Source organism: Stenotrophomonas sp. STEN046 (assembly GCF_056759755.1).
In genome coordinates this window covers 21,370-48,210 of the sequence record NZ_JBRRDR010000035.1, presented here as the reverse complement: position 1 = coordinate 48,210, position 26,841 = coordinate 21,370, and the positions used below count along the sequence as shown (strand labels likewise).

Below are 26,841 nucleotides of genomic sequence, written 5' to 3'. Positions count from 1 at the left end.
GGATGGCGCCATCGAGCCCCCATGGATGGGTTTACGGCGTGTCCTGACCACCCACACCGCCCCGCCATCCCACGAAATGCCGCTTTGGCTTTGGCTTTGGCCGTTGCATTGAGCAGGCGCAGGGCGCAGCCCTGCCGAAAACACCCCGACCATGACTGCAGTCACTTGTCCGAACGCCCGCCGCTGGCGAAAGTCGGGAGGTTGACGTGATCGGAGCGGTCCTTTGCCGCCCGCACGGTTGTGAGAGAGAGACGCAGTGCAACGACGTGAGTTCCTGGCATTTTCCGGTCTGGGCCTGGCGGGCCTGGTGTTGCCGCATTCGCGGCTGATCGCCGCCGAGCAGCTGCTGGCCCCGGTCGATACGGCCCAGCGCCGGCGCCTGGCCGAGGTCGCCCTCGCAGCCGCGCGCACGGCCAAGGCCAGCTACTGCGATGTGCGCATCGGCCGCTACCTCAACCAGTCGGTCATCACCCGCGAACACCAGGTCGGCAACGTGACCAACCGCGAGTCGTCCGGGGTGGGCGTGCGGGTGATCGTCAACGGCGCCTGGGGCTTTGCCGCCACCCACCAGCAGACCGAAGCGGCGGTGCGCACCGCCGTGGAACAGGCCACGGCCATCGCCCGCGCCAATGCCGGTATCCAGACCCGGCCGGTGCAGCTGGCGCCGACACCGTCGGTCGGCGAGGTGCACTGGCAGACACCGATCCGCCGCAACGCCATGGAAGTGCCGATCCAGGACAAGGTCGAGCTGCTGCTGGCGCTCAACGCCGCGGCACTGAACGCCGGCGCCGACTTCATCAATTCCACGTTGTTCCTGGTCAACGAGCAGAAGTACTTCGCCTCCAGCGACGGCTCGTTCATCGACCAGGACATCCACCGCATCTGGCTGCCGTTCACCGCCACCGCCATCGACAAGGCCAGCGGCAGGTTCCGTACCCGCGCCGGGCTGTCCTCGCCGATGGGCATGGGCTACGAATTCCTCGATGGCGACGCGCGCGGCAAGGTACAGCTGCCGGGCGGCATCACCGCCTACCGCGATTCCTACGACCCGGTTGAAGACGCGATCGCCGCCGCCCGCCACGCGCGCGAGAAGCTCAAGGCACCGTCGGTCAAGCCCGGCAAGTACGACCTGGTGCTGGACCCGTCCAACCTGTTCCTGACCATCCACGAGAATGTCGGCCATCCGCTGGAGCTGGACCGCGTGCTCGGCTACGAAGCCAACTATGCCGGCACCAGCTTCGCCACGCTGGACAAGCGCGACGCCGGCTTCCGCTGGGGCAGCGACATCGTCACCTTCTTCGCCGACAAGACCCAGCCCGGCAGCCTGGGTGCGGTCGGCTACGACGACGAAGGGGTGAAAACCCAGCGCTGGGACCTGGTGCGCGATGGCGTGCTGGTCGACTACCAGGCCACCCGCGATGAAGCCCATATCCTCGGCCGCGATGCGTCGCACGGCTGCAGCTACGCCGATTCATGGTCCAGCGTGCAGTTCCAGCGCATGGCCAATGTCTCGCTGGCGCCGGGCAAGGCGCCGCTGAGCGTGGCCGACATGATCAAGGACGTGGAGAACGGCATCTACATCCACGGCCGCGGCTCGTATTCGATCGACCAGCAACGCTACAACGCGCAGTTCGGCGGCCAGCTGTATTACCAGATCAAGGACGGAAAGATCGCCGGCATGGTCGAGGATGCGGCCTACCAGATCCGCACGCCGGAGTTCTGGAACGCCTGCACCGCCATCTGCGATGAGCGCGACTTCCGGCTGGGCGGTTCGTTCTTCGACGGCAAGGGCCAGCCCGGCCAGGTCTCGGCGGTCTCGCACGGTTCGTCCACCACCCGCTTCAACGGCATCAACATCATCAATACCGCGCGCAGTCTCGGCGCCTGAGTCTTCCCATCCTTCGACGTGGAGAGCAGCCTTGCAAAGACGTGACTTCCTGGCCCTGACCGGGCTTACCGCGGGCGGCCTGATCGTGCCCTCCTTCTTCGGCAAGGCGATTGCCGCCGAGCAGCTGCAGAGCACGCTGGACCTGGGGCTGAAGAAGCGCCTGGCCGATGCGGCGCTGGCCGCTGCGCGCCAGGCCGGTGCCACCTACTGCGATGTGCGCATCGGCCGCTACCTGCGCCAGTTCGTGATCACCCGCGAGGACAAGGTGCAGAACGTGGTGAACACCGAATCCACCGGTGTGGGCATCCGGGTGATCGTCAACGGCGCCTGGGGTTTCGCCGCCACCAATGCACTGAGCACCGCCGACGTGGCCCGCGCCGCGCAGCAGGCAGCAGCGATCGCCAAGGCCAATGCCGGTGTGCAGACCGCACCGGTGCAGCTGGCCAAGGCGCCGGGCGTGGGCGAGGTCAGCTGGAAGACGCCGATCCGCAAGAACGCGATGGAAGTGCCGATCAAGGAAAAGGTCGACCTGCTGCTGGACGTCAACGCCGCTGCAATGGGCGCCGGCGCCAGCTTCGTCAACTCGATGCTGTTCCTGGTGAACGAGCAGAAATACTTCGCGTCCACCGATGGTTCCTACATCGACCAGGACGTGCACCGCATCTGGGCGCCGATGACGATCACCGCCATCGACAAGGCCAGTGGCAAGTTCCGCACGCGCGAGGGCCTGTCGGCGCCCATGGGGCTGGGCTACGAGTACCTGGATGGCGCGGCGGCCGGCAAGGTGCTGACCCCCAATGGCGTGGTGAACTACGGCTCGTCCTACGACATGAAGGAAGACGCCATCGCCGCGGCCAGGCAGGCGCAGGAGAAGCTGAAGGCGCCGTCGGTGAAGCCGGGCAAGTACGACCTGATCCTGGATCCGTCGCACACCTGGCTGACCATTCACGAATCGATCGGCCATCCGCTGGAACTGGACCGCGTGCTCGGCTACGAAGCCAACTACGCCGGCACCAGCTTTGCCACCCTGGACAAGCGCGAGCAGCACTTCCAGTACGGCAGCGACAAGGTCAACATTTTCGCTGACAAGACCCAGCCGGGCAGCCTCGGCGCCGTGGCATACGACGACGAAGGCGTGAAGTGCAAGCGCTGGGATCTGATCAGCGACGGCAAGCTGGTCGATTACCAGACCATCCGCGACCAGGCACACATCCTGGGCAAGACCGAATCGGACGGCTGCTGCTATGCCGATTCGTGGTCCAGCGTGCAGTTCCAGCGCATGGCCAACGTGTCGATGGCGCCGGGCAAGACCCCGCTGAGCGTGGCCGACATGGTCAAGGACGTGGAGAACGGCATCTACATCATCGGCGACGGCTCCTTCTCGATCGACCAGCAGCGTTACAACGCGCAGTTCGGCGGCCAGCTGTTCTACGAGATCAAGAACGGCAAGATCACCCGCATGCTCGAAGACGTGGCCTACCAGATCCGCACGCCGGAGTTCTGGAATGCCTGCACCGCCGTGGCCGACGAGCGCGACTACCGCCTGGGCGGTTCGTTCTTCGACGGCAAGGGCCAGCCGGGCCAGGTCTCGGCGGTCTCGCACGGTTCGTCCACGGCGCGCTTCAACGGCATCAACGTCATCAACACCGCACGCAGCCTCGGCTGATCGGTCAGGAGCCCTTACACCATGAGTATCTTCACCGAAGCCCAGGCCAAGACCATCCTCGACAAGGTCATCGCCTTGTCCAAGGCCGATGAGTGCAGCGCCGTGCTGGCCGGTTCGATTGCCGGCAACATCCGCTTCGCACTGAACAACGTGTCCACCAGCGGCATCGTCGACAACACCGAACTGGCCGTCACCGTGGCGTTCGGCAAGCGCGTCGGTACCGCATCGATCAATGAGTTCGACGATGCAGCGCTGCAGCGCGTAGTACGCCGCGCCGAGGACCTGGCGCGCCTGGCACCGGAGAACCCGGAGTTCATGCCTGCCATCGGCAAGCAGAGCTACCGTGCCAGCCCGACCTTCAGCGAATCCACCGCGGCGATCGATCCGGCGTTCCGTGCCAAGGTCGCTGCCGATTCGATCGCACCCTGCCGGGGCAACGGCTTGATCGCCGCCGGCTTCCTCGAAGACGGCCAGGGCTTCTACGCGACAGCCAACAGCAATGGCAACTTCGGCTACCAGCGCACCACCAACTTCGACTACACCTGCACCGTGCGCACCGAAGACGGTCGTGGTTCGGGCTGGGTCGGTCGCAACCTGAAGGATGCGGCCGACTTCAAGGCCGACCAGGACGTGCGCATCGCCATGCGCAAGGCCACCGAGTCGGCCGAGGCCAAGGCGCTGGAACCGGGCAAGTACACCGTGATCCTGGAACCGGCGGCGGCGGCAGGCCTGATCAGCTTCATGATGAACTTCTTCAGCGCGCGCTCGGCGGATGAAGGCCGCAGCTTCCTGTCGAAGAAGGGCGGTGGCAACAAGCTGGGCGAGCAGGTGTACGACCCGCGCGTGACCATGCACGCTGACCCGTGGCATCCCGAAGCGCCGGTGCTGCCGTGGGATGGCGAAGGCATGCCGCGCGAGCGCATGGCCATCATCGAAAACGGCAAGATCGCCAACCTGGATTACTCGCGCTTCTGGGCTCAGAAGCAGGGCAAGACCGCCAGGGCGACCCCGGGCAACCTGCTGATGAGCGGCGGCGACAAGAGCACGGCCGAGCTGGTGCGCGGCACCCAGAAGGGCATCCTGGTCACCCGCACCTGGTACATCCGCATGGTCGATCCGCAGACCGTGCTGCTGACCGGCCTGACCCGCGATGGCACCTTCTACATCGAGAACGGCCAGATCAAGCACCCGGTGAAGAACTTCCGCTTCAACGAGTCGCCGGTGATCATGCTCAACAACATCGAAGAGCTCGGCAAGCCGGTGCGCGTGGCCGGTGACGAATCCAGCTTCGTGATGATGATCCCGCCGATGAAGCTGCGCGACTTCACCTTCACCTCGCTGTCCGACGCGGTCTGATGGATCGCCGGGCCTGCCTGCGCTGGTTGGCCGCTGCTGCTTCGGCAGCGGCGCTGCCCGCGTGGGCACAGGCAGGCCCGCGCAGTTCGCGCTACGACTTCTGGTTCACCCGCCTGCAGTACGACTCCGGCGACTGGGATGTGGACGCGCGCATGCCGTCCAACCTGATCACCTCGCTGATCGATTACACCGCGCTGCGGGTGGACCCGCAGGAGCACGTAATCGCGCTGGCCGACCCGCGCATGCTGGAAGCGCCGTTCTGCTACCTGGCCGGGCACACCCTGGTGGAGTTCAACGCCGCCGAGCGGCAGAACTTCGTGCGCTACGTCCGCAACGGTGGCTTCGTCTTCGTCGACGACTGCAACCACGATATCGATGGTCTGTTCGCCACCTCGTTCGAAGCGCAGATGGGCCGCCTGTTCGGGCCGAAGGCGCTGCACAAGCTGCCCAACAACCACGCGCTGTACCGCAGCTTCTTTCGTTTTCCCGAAGGCCCGCCGGCCACCAGTTTCGAACTGAACGGCTGGGGCGACGACCTGGTGCACGACTACCTGAAGGGCATCGAGGTCGACGGCCGCCTGGGCCTGCTCTACAGCAACAAGGACTACGGTTGCGAATGGGACTACGACTGGCGCAACAAGCGTTTTCTTGCCGAGGACAACACCCGTTTCGGCGTCAACATCGTGATGTACGCATTGAACAATTGAACGGACCACAGCCATGACCAGCCCCGACCTCGATTCCCTGCTGCCGCGCCTGCATGATCTGCGCGCTGCGCTCGCACGCGCCGTGGTCGGCCAGAACGCCGTGGTCGAGCAGCTGTTGATCGGCCTGCTGGCCGGCGGCCATTGCCTGCTGGAAGGTGCACCCGGGCTGGGCAAGACCCTGCTGGTGCGCTCGCTGGGGCAGGCGCTGGAACTGCAGTTCCGGCGCGTGCAGTTCACCCCGGACCTGATGCCCAGCGACATTCTCGGCACCGAGCTGCTGGAGGAAGACCACGGCACCGGCCATCGCCATTTCCGCTTCCAGCAGGGCCCGATCTTCACCAACCTGCTGCTGGCCGACGAACTCAACCGCACCCCGCCCAAGACCCAGGCCGCGCTGCTGGAAGCCATGCAGGAACGCACCGTCAGCTACGCCGGCACCACCTATGCACTGCCTGCACCGTTCTTCGTGCTGGCCACGCAGAACCCGATCGAGCAGGCCGGCACCTACCCGCTGCCGGAAGCGCAGCTGGATCGCTTCCTGCTGCACGTGCAGGTCGATTACCCCAGCGAGGACGAAGAACGGCAGATCCTGGAGCAGACCACCGGCGGTGCCACCGACGCGGTGCCGAAGGTGATGGATGCCGAGGCGGTGCTTGCGCTGCAGGGCGCTGTACGCCAGGTACATGTCAGCCCCGATGTGCTGGCCTGGATCACCCGCCTGGTGCGCGCCAGCCGCCCCGGCGAAAGCGCACCGGCAGCAATCAACCAGTGGGTGAAATGGGGTGCCGGCCCGCGTGCCGGGCAATCGCTGGTGCTGGCGGCAAAAGCGCGTGCGCTGCTGCAGGGCCGTTTTGCCGCCACCCGTGAGGATGTGCAGGCCCTGGCCGCGCCGGTGATGCGTCATCGCCTGCTGTTGTCGTTCGCCGCCGAGGCCGAGCAGAAGCGTGCCGACGACGTGGTCGCCGCGCTGCTGCAGGCCGTGCCGTTCCCGGGTTGATCCACGCGTGAACGCGGGTACGCCGTTGGCCCTGCCCCCCGAACTGCGTGCGCGCCTGCGCATGCTGCGGTTGCGCCCGCGCCTGGCCAGCGGCGCCAGTGGCATCGGCCAGCACGCCAGCCGCAGCCGGGGCGCCGGCCTTGAATTCGCCCAGTACCGCGCCTACGAACCCGGCGACGCACTGCGCCAGATCGACTGGAAGCTGTACGCACGCTCGGATCGCTTCTTCGTGCGCGAATCCGAACGCGAAAGCCCGATCACCGTCTGGCTGCTGCTCGATGCCACCGCCTCGGCCGGCCAGACCGATCGCGCGGCACCGCAGCGCACGCGGCTTGACCACATGCGCGGCGTTGCGGCCTGCCTGGTCGAACTTGCCCTGCAGCAGGGCGACCGTTTCGGCCTGCTGGCGATCAATGGCGATGGACTGCAGCTGGTGCCCGCAGCGAACGGCGCACGCCAACGTGACCGCGTGCATCTGCAACTTCATGCGCTGCAGGCGCGCGGCGGCTGGCCATCGGCGGACCGGCTGCGCCCACTGTGGGAACGCGTGCGCCCGGGCGACCTGCTGCTGGCCGTTGGCGATGGCTTCGATGAAGCCGGCATCGTACTGCTGGAACAACTGGCCAGCGCGCGCCGCGAAGTGGCCCTGCTGCAGATCCTGACGGCCGACGAACGCGACTTCCCGTTCGACGCCGGCCATCGATTCCGCGACCCCGAGACCGGCGATGAGCTGCTGGGCGATGGTACGGCGATCCGCATGGATTACCTGCAGCGCTTCGCCGATGCGCGCGCGGCGTTGCAGTCGCGCCTGCAGGCCAGTGGCATCGCCTGCGCGACCGGCTGGCTTGACCAGCCGCTGGACCAGCCGCTGCAGGCGCTGTTCGGCCGTGGGGGCGGCGCATGAGCCTGCTGTACCCGCTGGGACTGGCCGCCTTGGCGGCGTGGCTGCTGCCACTGCTGATCCACCTTGCGCGGCGACATCCGTATACGCCGCTGGATTTCGCCGCACTGCGCTGGCTGCGCGCACAGATCCGGCCGCGTCAGCGCATCCGCTTCGATGACTGGCCGTTGCTGCTGGTGCGCCTGCTGCTGCTGGCGGCGCTGGCGCTGCTGCTGGCACGACCGGCGTTGACCGGCCCGGCGCCGGCACCTTCGGCATGGCACGTGGTGGCTCCCGGGCTGGACGCCAACGCACTGCGCGGTGCTGATGAGGATGGCACCTGGCACTGGCTGGCACCCGGCTTCCCGCCCATCGGGCAGGCGCCAGCACCGTCCCCGGCCACCCTGCCGAGCCTGCTGCGCGAGCTGGATGCGCAGCTGCCTGCCGGCACCGCGTTGGCCGTCCACGTCCCCGATCCGTTGCCTGGGCTGGATGGCGCGCGCCTGCAGCTGTCACGCGACGTGCAGTGGCACCCGCAGCCGTTGCCGATCACCGCGCCTCAAGCTGCAACCGCGCCGCCGCGCCTGCGTGTGCACAGCGATGCAGCCGCCCCGGTCCGGCACTGGTTGGGTGCGCTGCAGCGCGCGTGGGGCATGCAGACGCCACCGGCGTCGCTGCCACAGGATGCGCTGCCCGAGCGCGGCGAGATCGGCGTATGGAGCAGCAGCGAGGCTTTACCGGCGAACTGGCAGGCCTGGCTGCACGGTGGTGGCAGCGTAGTGACCGCGGCCAAGCCCACCGCCAAGGCCACTGTCCTGTTGCGTGATACCAATGGCATGCCGTTGCTGTGGCAGCAGCGCATCGGCCAGGGCCGCCTGTTGTCGCTGACCGGCGAGTGGAACACCGCCAGCAACGCCGCACTGCGCGATCCAGAGCTGCCGCGTTCCCTGCTGCTGGCCCTGCAGCCGCTGCCGCCGCCGCGGGTAGGTGATGCAAAGGACCACGCGCCACATCGGACCGCGCTTCCCGCGGCAGAGCCGGCAGTGCGCGAGCCCACGGCGTGGCTTCTGCTGGCAATCGTGCTGCTGTTCGCACTGGAACGCTGGATGGCCAGCAGCGCGCGGCGCAGGGTAGTCGCATGAAGGCGCTGCAGCATGCCTGGCAACGTGCGCGTCGTCGGCGCGCCGCCATCGCCCTGCTGCTGGGCCTGCCGTGGACGCTGGCCGCCACGGTGCTCGCGCTGCGGCTGTTCGGCTTCGATATCGCCTGCGTGGTCGCCACGATCACCGTGCTGGCCTGCGCAGCGTTCGCCACCGCCCGCGCCCGCCAGCTGGATCGCCGATGGCTGCAGCGCCAGCTCGATGGCAGCGGCAGCAGCGAAGACAGCGCCGACCTGCTGTTCGCCGACGCGGCTACGCTCAACCCGTTGCAGCATCGGCAGCGCCGCCATGTGCTGGCCACGCTGGAAGGCACGATGCCGGACCTGCGCCCGCATTGGCCGCGCCGGGCAGTGGCGCTGTGCTGGATCGGTGGCCTGACTGTGGCCCTGCTCGCCTTCGGCTGGCCGCGTTCGGGCCCGGTCCCGGCAGCGCTTCCTTCCAGCGCAGCGGGCAGCACGGCCAGCGCAGGCCCGCTGCGACTGCAGTCCAGCCGCCTGCGCATCGACGCACCGGCTTACACCGGGCAGGCCACGCTGACCCAGAACACGCTGGATGCAAAAGTCGCCGTCGACAGCCGTTTGTCCTGGTCGCTGCGCTTCGACCGCACGCCCGACAAGGCGTGGCTGCAGTTCCACGATGGCCGGCGCCTGCCGCTGAGCGAGCACGACGGCCAGTGGCAGGCACAGGATGTGGCGCGTACGCCGGTGCTGTACCGGGTGGTGAGCGAACCGGCGCTGGCTGAAACCCGCCTGCATCGGCTGGACGTGATCGCCGACCGCGCGCCCAGCGTGCGTGTGCTGGAACCGGCCACCAGCCTGGTGCTGGGTGCGCCCGGGCAACGGCAGTGGGGGCTGCGTTTCGAAGCCAGCGACGATTACGGTGTTGCCGCGCAGGCCACGCTGTCGATCACCACCACCCAGGGCAGCGGTGAGAACATCACCTTCGTCCGGCGCAGCGTCGGCCTTGCCGGCAGCGGTGTACCCACGGCACGGCGCTTCGCTCACACCCTCGACCTGGCCACACTGGGCGCGCAGCCCGGCAACGATGTGATCGTCCAGCTGGAAGTGCGTGACAACCACGCGCCGGCGCCGCAGACCGGGCGCAGCAGCAGCGTGATCCTGCGCCTGCCCAGCGCCGAGGTCGCGCTCGGCGCCGAACTTGAAGGCCGCATCAAGAAGACCCTGCCGGCCTACTTCCGCAGCCAGCGGCAGATCATCATCGATGCCGAAGCATTGATCCGGCAGCGCCGCAGCCTGCCCGCCGAAGACTTCGTGAAACGCAGCGATGCGATCGGTGTCGACCAGCGCATCCTGCGCCTTCGCTATGGCCAGTTCCTGGGCGAAGAAAGCGAAGGTGCACCGAAGCTGCCGCCGACCAGCGACCTGCCCACCAGCGATACGCCGGCCGCAGGCGACCACGACGACGATCACGATCACGACCATGGCGCCGATGCCGGAGCGCACGACGGGCATGGCCATGATCACGGCGGCAAGGCTGCCAACGCCGATACGCCACCGGTGTTCGGCAGCGACACCGACGTGCTCTCCGAATACGGCCACACCCATGACCATGCCGAGGCGGCAACCCTGCTCGATCCGCAGACCCGCGCGACGTTGAAGGCGGCGCTGGACCAGATGTGGTCGTCCGAGGGCGAGCTTCGGCAGGGCCGCCCCGAGCAGGCGCTGCCGTTTGCCTACAAGGCATTGGCCTTCATCAAGCAGGTGCAGCAGGCCGAACGCATCTACCTGGCCCGCGTCGGCCCGGAGCTGCCGCCGATCGATGAAGGCCGCCGCCTCGGCGGTGATCGTGCCGGGCTGGCCAGCCGCGAGCTGCCGCTGGCCGCACGTACGCCGCCGGACCCGGCCATCGTCGAAGCCTGGCAACGCCTGGGCGACGACGCCGGCAGGCCCGACCTCGACGCGCTGGCCCAATGGCAGCAGCGCAACGCCGCCTACCTGCCCGACGCGCTGGATCTGGCCGCGGCGATCGAGCAGCTGCGCATCGAGCCCACCTGCAACGACTGCCGCAAGCGCCTGCGCGCGCAGCTGTGGCGTGCCCTGCAGCGCCCACTGCCGCAGCCGATGCGACGCAGTGCGGCCGATGCGATGGGGCAGCGCTACCTCGATGCGCTGGAGGCGCAGCCATGAACGCCTCCGGATTGAACCTGTGGATCGCTCTGGCACTGGCTCTGGTCGTTGTCATCGCCAGCGTGCGCCAGCTGCGCGGTAGCGCCACGCGTCGTGGTCGCCAGTGGATCGTGATCGGTCTGCAGCTGGTCGCCGCTGCGCTGCTGTACGTCTGCCTGGTGCCGCCCACCCATCAGCGACCTGCCGCGGGCCTGGTCGTACTCACCGCCGATGCCGGCAAGGCCGGCGCGCTGCCGGCCAGCAACAGCCCCCCGATACTGTTGCCGGAAGCGGCCGACATGCCCGGCGGCCAGCGCGTACCCGACCTCGCCACGGCCCTGCGCAAGTACCCGGCATCCACCGTCACCCTGGTCGGCGCAGGCCTGGTCGCACGCGATCGGGACGCGGTGCTGCCGCAGGACGTGCGCTGGCAGCCGGTGCCGGCTCCCCACGGCTGGATCGCATTGCAGGTGCCGGCCGATGTCGCTCCCGGTGCGCGCTTCGATGTGCACGCACAGGCACGCGGCGTGGCAAAGGCAAAGGCCGAACTGCTCGACCCGGCCGACAGCGTGGTCGATCGCGCGGACGTAGCCCGCGACGGACGCGTGCAGCTCAGTGGCATCGCCCGCGCTGCGGGCCGCAGCGTGTTCCGCCTGCGCCTGCTCGATGCCGACGGCCATGTGGTGGACAGCGTGCCCGTGCCACAGCAGACCCTGCCGGCGGCGCCGCTGCGCCTTCTGGTGCGCGCCAGTGCGCCGGGTCCGGAACTCAAGTACCTGCGCCGCTGGGCGGCCGATGCCGGCATCGCGGCGCAGGTGCAGGCCGATACCGGTGCCGGGCTCAGCGTGGGTGACGGTGCGGTTTCTCTCGATGCGGCCGCGTTGACGCGCAGCGATCTGCTGCTGCTGGACGAGCGCAGCCTGGCCGCATTGAGTGCCGGCCAGCTGGCTGCCGTGGCCCAGGCACTGCGCGACGGACTCGGTGTACTGGTGCGTAGCGCAGGCGCACCTTCAGCCAGCGCCCGCCAGCGCTTCCGCGAGCTGGGCCTGCCGCTGCAGGGCGATGGCAGCAGCCATGCCGTCGAACTTCACGGTGACGGCGAAAGTGCCATGCTTGCCGCGCGCCGTGGTCCGCTCGCCGCCGGCACCCTGCCGACCCGCGACGGTGAAGAGGCCGACCGCAGTTCGCACAGCGCGGCGCTGCCTGCGCTGGAAGTGCTGGCACTGCAATCGCCCGGTAGCAACACCCTGCTGCATGACAACGAGGACAAGGTGCTGGGTGGCTGGCGCGCGGTCGGCAAGGGCCGCATCGGCCTGTTGCCGCTGACCGACAGCTGGCGCTGGGTGCTGGCCGGCCGCGATGATCGGCATGGTGAACTGTGGAGCAGTGTGGTCGCTACCCTGGCGCGTGCGCAGGGCAGCGGCGATGCCCTGTGGTCGCCGCTGGCGCTCGCCTGGGCAGGCGAGCGACAGGCACTGTGTGGCCTGCAGGCGCCACTGCAGGCCTTCAACGAACACGGCGATGGCGTGCCGCTGATCGCCGATGGCAGCACGCCTGCAATGCGCTGCGCCGGCTGGTGGCCGCGTGACGCGGGCTGGCAGCGCCTGCAGCATGGCGACAGCACTGTCTGGCGCTACGTATTCGACCCGAAGGATGCACCCGCGCTGCATCGGCAGGCGATGATCGATGCGACCTCGCAGGCGCTTGCATTGACCTCGTCCAGCCGTACCCAGGCAATGCAGCACGTGCCCGGCTCACGCTGGCCATGGTGGTTCGCGTTCGTGCTGTGCGCCGGGTTGCTGTGGTGGCTTGAACGGCGGCGCTGATCCCGGGGTCGGATACCTTTCGCACGTGAAAGGGCTCTGACCCCACCGATCGGATCGCAGACAGCATCCACGCATGGCGTGGATCTACTAACCGGTTGCGCGTTTCAACGCGTGCCCACGCGCCGGTACACGCCGTTGAAGCGCACGTTCATGCCGCCGCACTCGCTGTTGTCGGCCACGATCAGTACGTCACCCAGCGAGTGCACCTGCACCTTGCAGGTATCCTCGGTGAATTCGACTTCGGTGCCGCGCGGTGCAGCACGTGCGTCCACCTGGCCCATGTTCGGTCCATACGGGCGCTGTTCCGGCGTAGGGTTCGCCGAAGGCCAGTACGCATCGCCTTCCACATGCAGCTGCCCACCCTGCACCGAAATGCGCAGGCTGTTGTCGCCATCCTGCCAGTCACCGGCCCAGTCCTGCAGGGTCGGCGTCACCGGCGGTAGCGGCTGCAGCCTGCTGCGGTCCACCCAACCGGCACTGCCGCCCACCTTGTTCGGGAAGAAGGCGCAGCGATAAGCCCCCTGGTCGCGCCCGGTCACCACGGTGTCACCGCGGACAACGTAGCTGCGCTGGCGGCAGGCGGGCTCGCCCTTGGCCGGGCACCCGTCCAGGTCACCCAGCAGGTACAGGCGCTGCGTGCCTGCCACCTTGGCCAACGCAAAGTCCGATTGTTGGGAAGGGAACGCGCCATTGCGGCACGAACCGTCATCGGTCAGGTCGCTGGCCAATGCCGCAAGCGGGCTCAGCGTGGCAAGCAATAGCAGGGAGCGCAGCCGCATCCGGATGGCCTCAAAGGGAAGGCCCGCAGAATAGCGCCTAGTTCTCCGGCGGTGCGCCGCACCCTTCCTGCTGCGCGCAGAACTGCAGCGCACGCCGCTGCTGCTCGGCGCTCAGTTCCGGCGGCGGGCGGGCGATGGCCGACTGGATCTGGTCCGGCCCGCCGGTCAGCTTGTTCAGGCCCCGGCCCGCTGCCATCACGCCCTTGACCACGCCCATCATGATGTAGCCGCCGGCCATGCTGACCTGCTCCGGTGAAGGCGGCTCGCTCCAGTTGCGGCTGAAGCGGTTGTTCTCCGCCTTCAGCGGATTCTTGAAGCGATACAGGTCCAGCGGCTGATCATCCTCGGGCTTGAGCGCGCGCACCTCACCCAGGGTGGTGACATCGCCCTGCGCCGGCGCAGCGATCACCGGCACGTCGTCGGCGGTTGCCGCAGCGGGCACCTGCGCCGCTTCCGGTGCAGGCGGGGGTGCCGTGACCGGTGCGGCCTGCTGCGCATGCGCGATGCCCGCCAGCAGCATGCCGGCCAGAAGTGCTCCCTGCGTTGCGTGTCGTGCCACAGCCATCGGCCCCTGCCTGTTGCGTCCAAGGGTTGAGGATACGGATCCTGCCTTCAGATTTCGTTGGCGGGCGTGGGGACGTTCAGCGTGTGTCCGAGCTCAGCGGTTTGCACCGCCGACGCACTGAATGATTCACCGCGTCCTGTCGTTGCGTCTCACACCCTGAGACCCATCTGTGGTGCCATGTGATCCCCTGGAAATCGTCTCCTCATGGCTTACGAACTCGCCAAGCGCACCGCCGATGCGGAGCAGAAGCTCGCCACCCGTGATGGCCTGCCCGCCCGCGACGGCGCCCTGCTCAGTGCGCGCCTGCAGCGCCGCTATCAGGACCGCATCACCGGCAGCTTCGCCATCCCCGGCCGCGAAGGGCGCTACGCGCCGATTCCCGCAACGGTGCCTCCAGCGCTGGCCGCCGCACTGAAGGCGCGTGGCATCGAGCAGCTCTACAGCCACCAGGCCGAAGCGTGGGACGCCAGCCAGCGCGGTGAACACGTCGCCATCGTCACCCCCACCGCCAGCGGCAAGTCGCTGTGCTACACCCTGCCGGTGGTGAGCGCGGCCATGCAGGACAAAGCCAAGGCGCTGTACCTGTTCCCGACCAAGGCACTGGCCCAGGACCAGGTGGCCGAGCTGCTCGAACTCAACCGCGCCGGCGACCTCGGGGTGAAGGCCTTCACCTTCGATGGCGACACCCCCGGCGACGCGCGGCAGGCGATCCGCCTGCATGGCGATATCGTGGTGTCCAACCCGGACATGCTGCACCAGGCCATCCTGCCGCATCACACCAAGTGGGCGCAGTTCTTCGAGAACCTGCGCTACATCGTCATCGACGAGGTACACACCTACCGCGGCGTGTTCGGCAGCCACGTCACCAACGTACTGCGCCGGCTCAAGCGCATCTGCGCGTTCTATGGCGTGCAACCGCAGTTCATCCTGTGCTCGGCCACCATCGGCAATCCGCAGGCGCATGCCGAAGCGCTGATCGAGGCACCGGTCACCGCCATCACCGAATCCGGCGCGCCCAGCGGGCCCAAGCAGGTGCTGCTGTGGAACCCGCCGGTGATCAATCCGGACCTGGGCCTGCGCGCCTCGGCACGTTCGCAGAGCAACCGCATCGCCCGCATCGCGATCAAATCCGGGCTGAAGACCCTGGTGTTCGCGCAGACGCGGTTGATGGTGGAAGTGCTGACCAAGTACCTGAAGGACATCTTCGACCACGACCCGCGCAAGCCGCCACGCATCCGTGCGTACCGGGGTGGTTACCTGCCCACCGAACGCCGCGAGACCGAACGGGCGATGCGCGCGGGCACCATCGACGGCATCGTCAGCACCTCGGCGCTGGAGCTGGGCGTGGATATCGGCAGCCTGGACGTGGTCATCCTCAACGGTTACCCCGGCAGCGTGGCCGCCACCTGGCAGCGCTTCGGCCGCGCCGGCCGCCGCCAGCAGCCGGCACTGGGGGTGATGGTGGCCAGCTCGCAGCCGCTGGACCAGTACGTGGTGCGTCATCCGGATTTCTTCGCCGAGGCCTCGCCCGAACATGCGCGCATCGCCCCGGACCAGCCGCTGATCCTGTTCGACCACATCCGCTGCGCGGCCTTCGAGCTGCCGTTCCGGGTGGGCGATGGCTTCGGTCCGATCGATCCTGAAGTGTTCCTGGAAGCACTGGCCGAGACCGAGGTGATCCATCGCGAAGGCGAACGCTGGGAATGGATCGCCGACAGCTATCCGGCCAACGCGGTCAGCCTGCGCGCGGTGGCCGATGGCAACTTCGTGGTGGTCGACCGCAGCGATGGCCGCCAGCAGATCATCGCCGAGGTCGACTATTCGGCCGCTGCACTCACCCTGTACGAAGGTGCCATCCACATGGTGCAGTCCACCCCGTACCAGGTGGAAACGCTGGACTGGGAAGGTCGCAAGGCCTACGTCACCCGCACCCACGTGGACTACTACACCGACAGCATCGACTTCACCAAGCTCAAGGTGCTGGACCGCTTCGACGGCGGCGTGGCCGGCCGTGGCGATTCGCACCATGGCGAGGTGCACGTGGTGCGCCGCGTGGCCGGCTACAAGAAGATCCGCTACTACACCCACGAGAACATCGGTTACGGCCCGGTCAACCTGCCCGACCAGGAACTGCACACCACTGCGGTGTGGTGGCAGCTGCCGCAGGCGCTGCTGCTGCGCGCGTTCGCCAGCAAGCAGGATGCGCTGGATGGTTTCCTCGGTGCGGCCTACGCGCTGCACATCGTCGCCACGGTGGCGGTGATGGCCGATGCGCGTGACCTGCAGAAATCGGTCGGCAACGGCGACGGTTCCTGGTTTGCGATTGCCGACCAGAGTGGCCGTGGCCAGCTGCGCGGCAGCGAGGGCGATCCCGGCGTGGTGGAGCTGCTGCAGGAATTCGTGCCCACCGTGTACCTGTACGACAACTTCCCCGGTGGCGTCGGCCTCAGCGAGCCGCTGTGGCAGCGCCAGGCCGAACTGGTGCAGCGCGCGCGCGAACTGGTGCAGCGCTGCGACTGCAAGGCCGGCTGCCCCGCCTGCGTCGGTCCGGTGCTGGCGGCGCAGGAAGAAGATGACACCTCGCCGCGTACGCTGGCACTGCGCGTGCTCGACCTGTTTGATGCCCAGGCCTGCCAGCACGTTCCCGACGTGGTGGTGACCACCCGCGATTCGATGGAACTGCTGGCACCGTGAGCCTGAGCCTGGACAAGCTGCGCCTGCTGCGGAAGCAGGCCGGTGACCCGAAGGCGGTTGCGCCGGCCGCGCCCGCGCCGACGCCCGTGTCATCGGCCCCGGTGGCCGCCAACGATGCCGCTCAGCCGCCGGCTGAACGCTCGGTGTTTGCGTGGGTGGAACAGGAGGTGCGGCATAAACCGACCGGTAGCGCTGCGGCGGTGCCCGTTCCATTGCGCCGCCCTGAAGTCGGCAGCCTGCATCGCCTGCTCGGCCTGCGTACGCGCAGCGGCCCCGCACCTGCACGCGCCAGCGAACAGGACCGCCAGCTGCCCGGCGAGGAAATCGCGCCCGGCCTGTTCCTGATCGAGTCGCTGCAGCCGCAGCCGATTCCGGCGCAGCCGCTGTCGCTGGATTTCGCCCGCCGCGAAGGCGAGCACGTGGCCGCGCGTGACCTGTTGTTCTTCGATACCGAAACCACCGGCCTGGCCGGCGGCACCGGCACCCGTGCCTTCATGATCGGCGCGGCCGACTGGCATGCCTGCCCGCAGCGCGGCGAAGGCCTGCGCATCCGCCAGCTGCTGATATCCACGATGGCCGCCGAGGACGCGATGCTGGCCACCTTCGCCGGCTGGCTGCAGCCTTCGACCGTGTTCTGCAGCTACAACGGCCGCAGCTACGATGCGCCATTGCTGAAGACCCGCTACCGGCTGGCCCGCCAGCCGTGCCCGATCACCGCGCTTGACCACATTGATCTGCTCTATCCGACCCGTCGCCGCTACCGCGGCACGTGGGAGAACTGCAAGCTGTCCACCATCGAGCGCCAGCTGCTGCGCGTGGTGCGCGAAGACGACCTGCCCGGCTCGGAAGCACCCAGCGCGTGGCTGCGTTTCCTGCGCGGTGGCGATGCGGTCAACCTGCGCCGGGTGGCTGACCACAATCATCAGGATGTGGTCACCCTGGCACTGCTGCTGCAGCGGCTGGTGCACGAAGAACAGCGGGAGCGCGAGACGCTGGCGCTGGTCGGTCAGTAGCCCCCGGGCCCGGTTCAGGCTGCGTTGACACCGCCGCTACGCGTTGCGGCGACACTGCCCGCAATCCCATCAGCTGGAGCCGTACCCATGCGTTCCTCTTCCCTCCTGCTGTTGGCGGCCATCCTGCCGCTGGCTGCCTGCAGCCATGCCGGGGCCAACAGCACGGCCGACAACGGCAGCCTGCCTGCCAAGGTGTCCGACGGCCCGCACGAATGCCGGCCGGATGCACTGGAAGCATTCGCCGGCAAGACCGCCGATGAAGCCACCATCAAGAAACTGGTCGCCGACAGTGGCGCGCGCAACGCACGCGTGGTCAAGCCGGGCATGGCGGTCACCATGGATTTCCGCCAGGACCGGGTGACTGTGCAGGTAGACGCGCAGAACCGCATCGAGCGCGCCAGCTGCGGTTGAGGGGGTAACGCCGGGCATGGCCCGGCGCTACCGTGCTGGGTTACAGCTGCTCGGCCTTGCCGCTGGCCAGCGCGCGGGCGATCACCTGCTGTGCTTGCTTCGAGGCCTGCACCTGAAGCTTTGCCTGGCGTTCGCCCAATGCAGCCTGTCGGCTGCCCAGTGCCGCCTGCTGACTGCCCAATGCAGCCTGCTGGCTGGCAAGGCGGCTCATTTCGCGGCTGCGCTCTGACTGCAGCGACTGGTTGCGCGCCTGCTCCGTCTCACGCCGGGCTTCGGCTGCCGCCTCGCGCGCGATGGCCGCCTCATTCATGGCACCGCGCGTAGCGCGTGCAGCTTCTGCGGCCGCTTCACGGTTGATGTCACGCGTGTTGAGGGCACTGCGTGCCGCGCGCGTTGCAGCGAGGGCGATCTCACGCGCTTCCTCGGCCTGCAGCCTGCCCAGCTCGCCCTGTTCGCGGCCGATTTCGCCCTGCTTGCGGCCCAGGTCGCTCTGCTGCCGCCCCAGTTCGCTCTGCTGACGGCCCAGCTCTGCAGCGCCGGCGTAGGCACGCTGCAACGTCTGGATCAGCATCGGGTCGCGCACCACATAGCGCTTGTCGCCCTGCCGGAACCACAGTGCCGGGCCATCGCCGATGCGGCTGCGCGCCTGCATCACATCGTCCATGCCGGCGTTGGCAAACGCCTGGCCATGATCGACCAGCACGAAGGCCTGCTGCGGCGGTGTGCCCAGATCAAGTTGGCCATGGGTGACGATCGTGGTCTCGGTACGCGTGTGGGTGCCCGCATCCTGCTCCTCATATTCGTCTGCGGCAGCAGCTTCCTCTGGCTCGACCGGTTCCACCGGCTCGGCCCAGTCTGCAGGTTCTGCGGGCTCGGCAGCCGCTGGCGGTGCGACTGGTGCGGCAGGCGCAGCCGGCGGTGGCGGCGGCGCAGGCACGGCGCGCGGCGGGGCTGGCGGGGCTGGCGGAACCGGTGCGGCCACCAGACGCATCGGCGCCACGCCCACCGCCAGCACGGCCACGGTCAGACCGATCGCCAGGATGCGCGGACAGGCCCGGCGCGACTGCAGCGACAACAGCCGGCGCTTGAGGCTGGTGGCACTCGGTGCGGCACTGGCCACGCCCAGATGTGGCTGCGGCGCCACACCCAGCTGCAGCAGCAGGCGGCCGTAGGCATGGCGGCTGGCGCCGTGCTGGCCGACCACCGCTGCATCCACCGCTTCTTCGCGCGCCTGGCCATACTCACGCACGGCCAGCCGCAGCAGCGGATGGAAGAAGAACAGATGCTGGGCCAGGGCCGGCAGCAGGCCCCATTGCAGGTCCCGACGCTGCAGGTGCTGCAGTTCATGGGTCAACGCCAGATCCAGCGCATCACCCTGCAGGGCGTTCATCCCTGCCGGCAGCAGCAGTACCGGGCGGAACGGCCCCACCAGTTGTGGTGCATCGACCTGTTCGCTCATCCACAACCGCGGTGCACGGCGCAGGCCATGTGCATCGGCTGCCAGCTGCAGCGCCTGCACCAGTGCCTGGTCCTGGCAGGGGTAGGAGGCAGCCAGCAGCGCGCGGCAACGGCGCCATTCACCGAACGTGCGCCAGCTCATCAGCAACACCCCGGACACCCAGAGTGCAGCCAGCGCCAACGCCCACCACGCCACCGGCGAGCCACCGGCTTCGCTGATCGGTGCCGCCGCCAGCATCTGCGCCGACAGCTCCGGCGCCATCGGATAGACCGCGTCGGCTGCAAGATCAACGGTGTTCATGGCCACCGTCTCGGGTGCGGGCAACCAGGCCAGCTGCAGCGGTTGGCTCCAGGCCAGGCCGACCAGGGCCTGCAGCGACACCAGCCACCACAACCGGCAGCGGGTGGCCGCTGAAACCGAAGGCAGTGCGCGGCACAACAGGTAGACCACCGCAACCAGCAGGGCGGTCTGCAGGCTGGTCCAACCCAGCCGCTCCAGCATCGGCATCAACATCGGCGTATCCATGGCTCAGTCCTCCTGACGACGCGATTGCAGTTCGGCCACCAGCGCTTCCAGCTCGGCCAGCTCGTTGTCGCTCACTTTCTGGCGCTGCGAAAGATAGGCCACGAAGGGCGATACCGAGCCTTGCAGGGTGTTGTCGACGAACTGGGCAACCGCGCCCTGCAGCACGCTGTCCGGGCCACGGGTGGGCTGGTAGCGGTAGATGCCCTGCTGCTGCCGGCGCTGCAGGTAACCCTTGGCGCGCAGGCGCTCCATCATCGTCAGCACGGTGGACCGGGCCAGCCCGCGCGGTTCGCCATAGCCACTGGCCACCTCGCCCACGCTGGCCGGCGCCTGCTCGTCCACATACTGCAGCAGGGCCAGTTCCTGGTCCCCGATCGTCTTGCCACGCATGACACCACTCCCTTGACTACACGTGTCGCCACTGTCGCCATGACGACAACTGTAGTCAACCCCCCGGAAGTCATGGGCCGACGAACGGCAGGGTGGAAGATGGCTTAAACCCTTTCCCCAGCCGCCGCATCCGATCCTCGACGCCCCGCCGGAAATCCGCATGTTCCGCCCAATGTTTCGAGTCGCACTCCTGCTCCTCAGCACCCTGCCCTTCGCCGCCGTCTCCAGCCCACAGGACCAGGCCAACGAACAGACCCGCCGCCTGATCCGCCAGATCATGCTGGAGCAGCGCATCCCCGGGCTGCAGATCGCCGTGGTGAAGGGTGGCCGGATCGTGCTGTCCGAGGCCTATGGCCTGGCCAATGTCGAGAACGGCGTGGCCGCCTCGCGCGATACCCGCTTCCCGCTCAACTCGGCCACCAAGGCCTTTACCGGTGTGGCCATCGCACAACTGGCACAACAGGGCCGGCTGGACCTGGATGCCCCCGCCTCGCGTTATCTGGATGATCTTCCGGCCGCCTGGAAGGATGTGCGCGTGCACCAGCTGCTGGCACATACCTCCGGACTGCCCGACATCCTCGATGCGAAAGGCCTGCTCGGCGGTGGCTCGGAAGCGCAGGCATGGGCGGCGGTCACCGCGCTGCCGATGGAGGCGACTGCGGGGCAGCGCTTCGCCTACAACCAGACCAACTACGTGCTGCTCTCGCGCATCATCGCCCGGCAATCGGGCATGCCCTACGCGCGCTTTCTGGCCTCCGGCCAGTTCAGTACTGCACGCATGGCGCGCACCACCTTTGGCGACAGCTACGACCTGATTCCGGATGCGGCCACGATGTACAGCCTGGCCCCGCGCGCGACCGACGCCGCCGATGCACCGCAGCGCCTGTCGCACTGGTTCTACGACATGCCACCCAGCCTGTGGGCGGGCGGCGGCATCCTCACCACCGCCGATGACACCGCGCGCTGGCTGGTTGCGCTGGGCGATGGCCGCCTGCTGGGCGACGCCGCGCGTGCACGGATGTGGACCGCCGAGCCGCTGGCCAATGGCGCAGCCGGCCCGTGGTCCGCCGGCTGGCCGCTGCTGCAGGGCGCGCCGGACCGCCAGATCGCCGGCATCGGCGGCGCGCGTTCGGCCTTCATCGTCTATCCCGATCGTGGCGTCGCGGTGGTGGTGCTGACCAATCTGGTGGGCTCCAATCCACAGCAGTTCATTCCGCGCATCGCCGATTTCTATTCACGCGACGCCTCAGCGCCCGCTCACGAATGGATCGTCGCCACAGGGCTTCAGGGGGCTGTCGTCGCAGGGCCATAGCGCTGCGGGCAGGGTTTGAGTGGCTTCGAAGCGATCCTGGTTCCAGCGCAGGAAGCCACCATGAACAGCGTTGCCGTGGTCGAAGGTGCGCGCGTCCTCGGCCAGAGGCTGCTCCGGATCGGCCTCAGCCACCCAGCGCAGCACCGGCAGCGTGTCCAGCTGCCCGGTGAAGGCGAACAGATCGCCAGCGCCCTTGGCCTGGTAGGCCGTCAGCGTCGCTGCGTCCGGCAGCCCCGCCTGCGCCAGCAATGACGCGGTGACATCCTGCAGCGGTGCGGTTCCCTCTGCGATGTAGGCGCGCATGCCTGCGGTGGTGCCCGGGCAGTCCTTCAGCTGCACCAGATAGCCGGTGGTGCCACCGCCGCCGGCAAAGGAACGGATCCAGTAACGGAAGCCAGGCCCACTGCGGTCGGTGACCATGAAATCCTGCTGGCCGCCCTGTGCAGGAAGGGAAAATACCTGCACGTCGCTGGCGCCGTCCACGTCGCACTTCAGTTGCGTCAGCACCCGCCTGGCCGGTTCCGGCAGCGGACCGTAGCGGCCGCCGGAATGGGCGCTGCCGGAGGCTTCCGGCAACCCGGGTAATCCACGATCAGGCGACAAGGGCTGCGCTGGCACGGATGACGGTTTCGCTGCGGGCGATGCAGGCGCCGGGCGGTCCTCTGCCGGCGCACATGCACTGCATGCCAGCAGCAGCAACAGCGAGGCACTCGGCAGCAAGTGGGATCGGAGCATGGTTCAACGCCCTCCCATCGCAGGGGCTTCGGGCTGCTGTGCGGGTATGTGCGCAGGTGCGCTCTGCTCGCGTGATTGCTGCTGCAACTGGCGCAGGCTGGTTTCCACCGACGTTTCGCGCACCTCCGCCGCATTGACCCCTGCGCGCAACGCCGCGGGATCACCCGGGCTGCCCTGCACCAGGAACAGCGTCTCACCGGCTGCACGACCCGCGCTGGGGTTGCTGACCACGATCTGGTCGACCTGGGTGATGCCTGCCGCCTTCGCTTCGCGCAGCATCACCAGGCTGTAGGCATCGGCATGCTCGGCGTAGTGTCCACCCACAGCCTGCAGGCGCGAGCTGATCTGCTGCTGCAGCGCATGGTCGCGATGCTGGGGCTGGCGTGGATCGTCATTGACGGCATGCTGCGCGTCCTGCCCCAGCTCACGCGCCTGCCCCGGTGCGACCGAGGTCAGAACGTACTGCCAGCGGTTCTGCCCGGGCGTGCCGCGCACCGTGGCCACGAAGTCGTCGTACTCGCCGCCGCCGATGGTCTGGCAACCGGCCGAATCGGTGTTTGCCCGGCTGCCGCGGTGGATCTTGAAGGTGTCGTTGAGGTCCTGCACGCCTTGGGTGTCACGCGCGTCGAACCAGCCGTCGCCATTACTGTCCCGCTCCACCCGGCCAGCACCGGCGGTTACCGCGTCCTGCGAGGGACGCAGCGCGAACTCATCGGCATGGCCGTGGCGCGGATGGGTGGTCGCGCGCATTTCGGTGGTGCCTTCGCCCAGTCGCCCCAGATCCCTGACCCGGTCGCCATCGACGTCCTCACCCTCGGTCTTGGTACGTGGTGCCACGTTGCCAAAGCCCGGACTGCGTGGCGTGGTCTTGGCATGACCGTCGTACTGCGCGGTCGGCTCGGTCGTGGCCTGGTTGAACTCGCGCACATGGCCGTGGCCCTGCGCGTCTTTCCACAACACCACGATACGATCATCGTAAACGCCACGCCCACGCGCTTCGGTGGTGCGGTTCTCGTCACGGAGACCCAGCACCACACGGTCCTGCGTCGCCATTGCTTCGTTCGCTGCCGTGTTGCCGCGCTGGGCTACGATGCTACCGTATACGTCGTACTGCTGGGCCTGGCTCAGGCCTGCGGTCTCCGCCGCCTCGGGCATCCGCGGTGGGCGCGTCGCCTCGCGCAGGCGGTCGAGCATGGGGTTCACCGTGGCCGCATCTGCCGCCGCAACACCACCGCTTCGTCGCAGCGCCTCAATCTCGGTGGCTGCACGCACCGAGATGTAGCGATCCAGCGACTCCTGCACCACCACACTCTGGCCGTCGCGCAGGGCATCCAGGCGGGCGGCGGCCCCGCGCGCGTCGTTCTGCCGCAACAGGGTGACGACTTCACTGGCCGCCGCGTTGATATCCATCTCGGGCATGGTCGGTCCCTGATCGTGATCGGTGAAGGGTCAGCCTACCCCACCCTCGCGGCGGGGCCTTTGACGCACTGCACACCTTTGCTGCCACTGCAGCCACGCCGCTCTCATGCAGATCACGCCATGGCTCACCCCCGTGGCCCGCCCATCACCGGCAGGATCACCCCGCTGATGTAGCTGGCGCAGGCCGGTGAGGCCAGGAACACGTAGGCCGGCGATAGTTCTTCCGGCTGCGCCGCGCGGCCCATGTCGCTGTCCTTGCCGAAGGCGGCCACGTCCTGCGCCTGTTTGTCGGCAGGGTTCAACGGCGTCCACACCGGGCCCGGCGCCACGCAGTTGACCCGGATGCCGCGCGGCAGCAGCTGGCTGGCCAGCGCCTTGGTAAAGGCATGTATGGCGCCCTTGGTGGCCGAATAGTCGATCAACGCCTTGCTGCCGAACAGGCCGGTTTCCGAACCGGTATTGATGATGCTGGCACCCTCGCCCAGGTGCGGCAGCACCGCCCGCGCCATCTGGATGTAGCCACCGATGTTGGTCTGCAGCGTCTCCTGCAGGTGTGCATCTTCCAGGTCTTCCAGGCGTTCGCAGTGCAGCTGGAACGCCGCGTTGTTGACCAGGATGTCGATGCCACCGAAGGCTTTGGCTACCTGCTTCACTGCCTTGTTGCAGAAGCGCGGATCGCGTACATCGCCGGCGATCACCACGCAGCGTCCACCTTCGCGTTCAACGTGCTGGCGGGTGATATCGGCGTCCTCGGCTTCATCCAGGTGCAGGACGGCCACATCGGCGCCTTCGCGGGCGAACAGCACGGCGACCGCGCGGCCGATGCCGGAATCACCACCGGTCACGACCGCGCGCATGCCCTGCAGCTTGCCGCTGCCGACATAGTCAGGCGCGAGGAAGCGCGGTGCCAGTTCCAATGCATGTTCATGGCCAGGCTTGGCCAGGTGCTGGGCCGGCATGGTTTCCGGCTGCCTGCGCGGGCCGGCCTGGGTGGCGGTTTTCTTCACGGCCTTCTTCGCAACCTTCTTGGCTGCGCGCGCGTCCTTGGCCTTCTCCTGGTCCTGCAGGCGTCGCTGCCGTGCCGCCACGCGAGCCGCACGCGGATCGCTGCCGGCGGCCTTGCGGGTGGCGGTCTTCACCACGCGCGGGCGATCAGGGTCGGCAACCGTCTTGGTGCCGGTGCTGCCTTTGCGCACCTTGGGGGATGCCTTGCGGCGGGTGGAGGTCTTTTTGCTGGTGGCCATGCAGGTCTCCTCGGGAGGGAAGGGGGCTGCCGGCCAGCGGCCGGCACTACCGGGGCGGCGTGCGCCGCTCGTGCAGTGTCTCCACCTGGGCTGTCGGTGGCAGTGAGCGCACCGTGTCCACGGCGTGCACGACATTCATTCCACCACCACGCGTGTCGTCGCACCCTGCATGCATCGACACGACACACGGAACCCCCGCCATGAAACTTGCCCTTGCCACCGCCGCCCTCAGCCTCGCCCTCAGCGCCTGCAGCAGCAGCCCGGTCGCCCAGATCCAGCCGATCGATGGTGTGATTTCCGGCCAGTGCCACACCGACAAGGTGCGCGGCGCCGTCGGTCTTGCTGCCTCGGACATGACCGTCGAGCGCGCGCGTGTGGACAGCGACAGCCTGCACGTGCAGGTCACCCGCGGCAGCCGCGAACAGAGTGGCAACACGGCCAGCGGCACGGCAGATCCGGCGGCCGGTGCGGCACAGGAAGGCGGTGATCGCCTCACCATCGAAACCGGCCGCACCAACAACATCACCGCGATCTACTGCGGCTGATTGCTGCGGTTGAGCCGGCGTGCGCGGCGCAGCACTTTCAGCGCCGCCTGTTCCCACTGGCGCGGCCCACGCAGGCCGGCCAGCTTGGCCAAATCGCCGTGTTCCCAGCCAGTGAATACGCAGGGATCGATATAGGCCTTGCGGCAGACCGCCGGTGTGTTGCCCAACCGGCTGGCGACCTGGCACACCACGTCGCGCTGCACCTTGGCCAGTGCGCGCTGGCTGGACGGTTCGGGCAGCTCAGTGGCGGCAAACACCCTGATCGCCTCCACCGTGCCGCCCCAGGTGCGGAAGTCCTTGGCGGTGAAGTCTTCGCCCATCACCTCGCGCAGGTAGTCGTTCACCGCGCCCGAATCCACCGGCTGCACCACCCCGTCGTCGTCGCGGTACTGGAACAGGGCCTGCCCCGGCAGCTGCTGCACGCTGCGCACCAGCGCGCCCAGCCGGCGATCACCTACCGTCACCTCATGCAGCTGGCCGGATTTGCCGCGGAAGCGCATGCGCACGCGGCCGCCACGCAGCAGGTCCAGATGGCGGTTGCGCAGCGTGGTCAGGCCGTACGACTTGTTTTCCTGTGCGTAGGTTTCATTGCCCACGCGCACCAAGGTGTCGGCCAGCAGCGCGACGACCACTGCCAACACTTTCTCGCGGGGAAAACCACGGAGCTTGAGGTCCCGGCCAAGCCTTCGCCGCAGTGTCGGCAGTGCCTGGCCAAAGGCGATGATGCGATCAAACTTGCCGGCATCCCGCATGGCCGCCCAGTCGGGGTGGTAGCGGTACTGCTTGCGACCGCGCGCATCACGCCCGGTGGCCTGCAGGTGGCCATTGGCATGGGCGCAGATCCACACGGCGGTGTAGGCCGGCGGCACCGCCAGAGAGCGGATGCGCTGCAGCATGGCCGCGTCACGCACGGCATGGCCATCGGCGTCGCGATAGGAAAAGCCCTTGCCGGCGCGGACGCGACTGATGCCGGGCTGGGTGTCGTCAACGTAGCGCAGGCCGGCGGCGCGCGCGGCCTGGCGTTCGGGGGTGGGGGTGGCGGGCATGGCCGCAGTCTGGCAATCCACGCGGCGAGGCCGCGTCAATAACGCAAGACAAACACGTGAGGGTGCCTTCGCCGCTATGCTCGGGCTTTCACCCGCCC

The 26,841-nt window shown here is 68.2% G+C and carries 22 protein-coding genes; 14 read left to right on the top strand and 8 right to left on the bottom strand.

The genetic code is table 11. The annotated features are described in order from the left end of the window. Nucleotides 1-256 precede the first annotated feature (256 nt). The 9 genes from ACVOLJ_RS15485 to ACVOLJ_RS15445 are packed head-to-tail and all read left to right on the top strand — an operon-like array spanning nt 257 to nt 12,606. Nucleotides 257-1,888, top strand: coding sequence for a TldD/PmbA family protein (locus tag ACVOLJ_RS15485; protein WP_475281120.1), 1,632 nt, complete (start codon nt 257-259; stop codon nt 1,886-1,888). A 31-nt stretch (nt 1,889-1,919) separates the two neighbouring features. Next, nucleotides 1,920-3,554 (top strand): TldD/PmbA family protein, encoded by a 1,635-nt coding sequence (locus ACVOLJ_RS15480; RefSeq protein WP_475281119.1) that lies wholly within the window; start codon nt 1,920-1,922, stop codon nt 3,552-3,554. A 21-nt stretch (nt 3,555-3,575) separates the two neighbouring features. Continuing rightward, the gene (locus ACVOLJ_RS15475) at nt 3,576-4,910 is read left to right on the top strand and encodes a TldD/PmbA family protein (RefSeq protein ID WP_475281118.1); all 1,335 of its coding nucleotides are present in this window, start codon (nt 3,576-3,578) and stop codon (nt 4,908-4,910) included. After that, on the top strand, nt 4,910-5,617 hold the full coding sequence (locus ACVOLJ_RS15470; protein ID WP_475281117.1) for a DUF4159 domain-containing protein: 708 nt from the start codon (nt 4,910-4,912) through the stop codon (nt 5,615-5,617). Before ACVOLJ_RS15475 ends, ACVOLJ_RS15470 begins: the two co-directional genes overlap by 1 nt. 13 nt (nt 5,618-5,630) lie before the next feature. Further along, a complete protein-coding gene (locus tag ACVOLJ_RS15465) occupies nt 5,631-6,614 on the top strand; it encodes an AAA family ATPase (protein ID WP_481564511.1) in 984 nt (327 codons plus the stop codon). Between the two features lie 7 nt (nt 6,615-6,621). Beyond that, complete coding sequence (locus tag ACVOLJ_RS15460; RefSeq protein WP_481564510.1) at nt 6,622-7,518, top strand: DUF58 domain-containing protein; 897 nt, start codon at nt 6,622-6,624, stop codon at nt 7,516-7,518. Then, nucleotides 7,515-8,636, top strand: coding sequence for a BatA domain-containing protein (locus ACVOLJ_RS15455; RefSeq protein WP_481564509.1), 1,122 nt, complete (start codon nt 7,515-7,517; stop codon nt 8,634-8,636). Before ACVOLJ_RS15460 ends, ACVOLJ_RS15455 begins: the two co-directional genes overlap by 4 nt. Next, on the top strand, nt 8,633-10,801 hold the full coding sequence (locus tag ACVOLJ_RS15450; RefSeq protein WP_481564508.1) for a hypothetical protein: 2,169 nt from the start codon (nt 8,633-8,635) through the stop codon (nt 10,799-10,801). The genes ACVOLJ_RS15455 and ACVOLJ_RS15450 overlap by 4 nt, the downstream gene beginning before the upstream one ends. Further along, nucleotides 10,798-12,606: a hypothetical protein gene (locus ACVOLJ_RS15445; protein ID WP_481564507.1), complete on the top strand. Its 1,809-nt coding sequence runs from the start codon at nt 10,798-10,800 to the stop codon at nt 12,604-12,606. The genes ACVOLJ_RS15450 and ACVOLJ_RS15445 overlap by 4 nt, the downstream gene beginning before the upstream one ends. Nucleotides 12,607-12,710: 104 nt before the next feature. On the opposite strand, the gene ACVOLJ_RS15440 is transcribed toward ACVOLJ_RS15445, so the two are convergent. Both ACVOLJ_RS15440 and ACVOLJ_RS15435 read right to left on the bottom strand, forming a co-directional pair. Continuing rightward, entirely contained in the window at nt 12,711-13,385 is a 675-nt protein-coding gene (locus tag ACVOLJ_RS15440; RefSeq protein WP_475281111.1) for a hypothetical protein, read from the bottom strand. A 37-nt stretch (nt 13,386-13,422) separates the two neighbouring features. Further along, nucleotides 13,423-13,950: a hypothetical protein gene (locus ACVOLJ_RS15435; protein WP_481564506.1), complete on the bottom strand. Its 528-nt coding sequence runs from the start codon at nt 13,948-13,950 to the stop codon at nt 13,423-13,425. Nucleotides 13,951-14,154: 204 nt separating this feature from the next. Here ACVOLJ_RS15435 and ACVOLJ_RS15430 point away from each other — a divergent pair, with 204 nt between their 5' ends. The 3 genes from ACVOLJ_RS15430 to ACVOLJ_RS15420 all read left to right on the top strand — a co-directional run bounded on the left by ACVOLJ_RS15430 (nt 14,155) and on the right by ACVOLJ_RS15420 (nt 18,068). Further along, nucleotides 14,155-16,644, top strand: a complete 2,490-nt coding sequence (locus ACVOLJ_RS15430; RefSeq protein WP_481564505.1) for a DEAD/DEAH box helicase — start codon at nt 14,155-14,157, stop codon at nt 16,642-16,644. Next, a complete protein-coding gene (locus tag ACVOLJ_RS15425; RefSeq protein WP_481564504.1) occupies nt 16,641-17,657 on the top strand; it encodes a ribonuclease H-like domain-containing protein in 1,017 nt (338 codons plus the stop codon). The genes ACVOLJ_RS15430 and ACVOLJ_RS15425 overlap by 4 nt, the downstream gene beginning before the upstream one ends. Before the next feature lie 87 nt (nt 17,658-17,744). After that, nucleotides 17,745-18,068: an I78 family peptidase inhibitor gene (locus tag ACVOLJ_RS15420; RefSeq protein WP_481564503.1), complete on the top strand. Its 324-nt coding sequence runs from the start codon at nt 17,745-17,747 to the stop codon at nt 18,066-18,068. A gap of 40 nt (nt 18,069-18,108) precedes the next feature. Here the strand turns inward: ACVOLJ_RS15420 and ACVOLJ_RS15415 are convergent, their stop codons facing one another. Further along, a complete protein-coding gene (locus ACVOLJ_RS15415; RefSeq protein WP_481564502.1) occupies nt 18,109-20,052 on the bottom strand; it encodes a M56 family metallopeptidase in 1,944 nt (647 codons plus the stop codon). 3 nt (nt 20,053-20,055) lie between these two features. Next, the gene (locus ACVOLJ_RS15410) at nt 20,056-20,442 is read right to left on the bottom strand and encodes a BlaI/MecI/CopY family transcriptional regulator (protein ID WP_475281105.1); all 387 of its coding nucleotides are present in this window, start codon (nt 20,440-20,442) and stop codon (nt 20,056-20,058) included. A gap of 190 nt (nt 20,443-20,632) precedes the next feature. Between ACVOLJ_RS15410 and ACVOLJ_RS15405 the strand changes: the two genes are divergently transcribed. Next, nucleotides 20,633-21,754, top strand: a complete 1,122-nt coding sequence (locus tag ACVOLJ_RS15405) for a serine hydrolase domain-containing protein (RefSeq protein ID WP_481564512.1) — start codon at nt 20,633-20,635, stop codon at nt 21,752-21,754. Here the strand turns inward: ACVOLJ_RS15405 and ACVOLJ_RS15400 are convergent. The 3 genes from ACVOLJ_RS15400 to ACVOLJ_RS15390 all read right to left on the bottom strand — a co-directional run bounded on the left by ACVOLJ_RS15400 (nt 21,689) and on the right by ACVOLJ_RS15390 (nt 25,152). Further along, nucleotides 21,689-22,330 carry a hypothetical protein gene (locus ACVOLJ_RS15400; protein ID WP_475281104.1) on the bottom strand — a complete coding sequence of 214 codons (642 nt, stop codon included), beginning with the start codon at nt 22,328-22,330 and terminating at the stop codon, nt 21,689-21,691. The genes ACVOLJ_RS15405 and ACVOLJ_RS15400 overlap by 66 nt on opposite strands. 162 nt (nt 22,331-22,492) lie before the next feature. Continuing rightward, the gene (locus ACVOLJ_RS15395; protein ID WP_475281103.1) at nt 22,493-23,908 is read right to left on the bottom strand and encodes an XVIPCD domain-containing protein; all 1,416 of its coding nucleotides are present in this window, start codon (nt 23,906-23,908) and stop codon (nt 22,493-22,495) included. Between the two features lie 125 nt (nt 23,909-24,033). Continuing rightward, the gene (locus ACVOLJ_RS15390; RefSeq protein WP_481564501.1) at nt 24,034-25,152 is read right to left on the bottom strand and encodes an SDR family oxidoreductase; all 1,119 of its coding nucleotides are present in this window, start codon (nt 25,150-25,152) and stop codon (nt 24,034-24,036) included. Between the two features lie 200 nt (nt 25,153-25,352). Between ACVOLJ_RS15390 and ACVOLJ_RS15385 the strand changes: the two genes are divergently transcribed. After that, nucleotides 25,353-25,697, top strand: coding sequence for a hypothetical protein (locus ACVOLJ_RS15385; protein WP_475281101.1), 345 nt, complete (start codon nt 25,353-25,355; stop codon nt 25,695-25,697). On the opposite strand, the gene ACVOLJ_RS15380 is transcribed toward ACVOLJ_RS15385, so the two are convergent. Continuing rightward, nucleotides 25,685-26,743: a DNA topoisomerase IB gene (locus tag ACVOLJ_RS15380; protein ID WP_481564500.1), complete on the bottom strand. Its 1,059-nt coding sequence runs from the start codon at nt 26,741-26,743 to the stop codon at nt 25,685-25,687. The genes ACVOLJ_RS15385 and ACVOLJ_RS15380 overlap by 13 nt on opposite strands. Between the last annotated feature and the right edge of the window lie 98 nt (nt 26,744-26,841).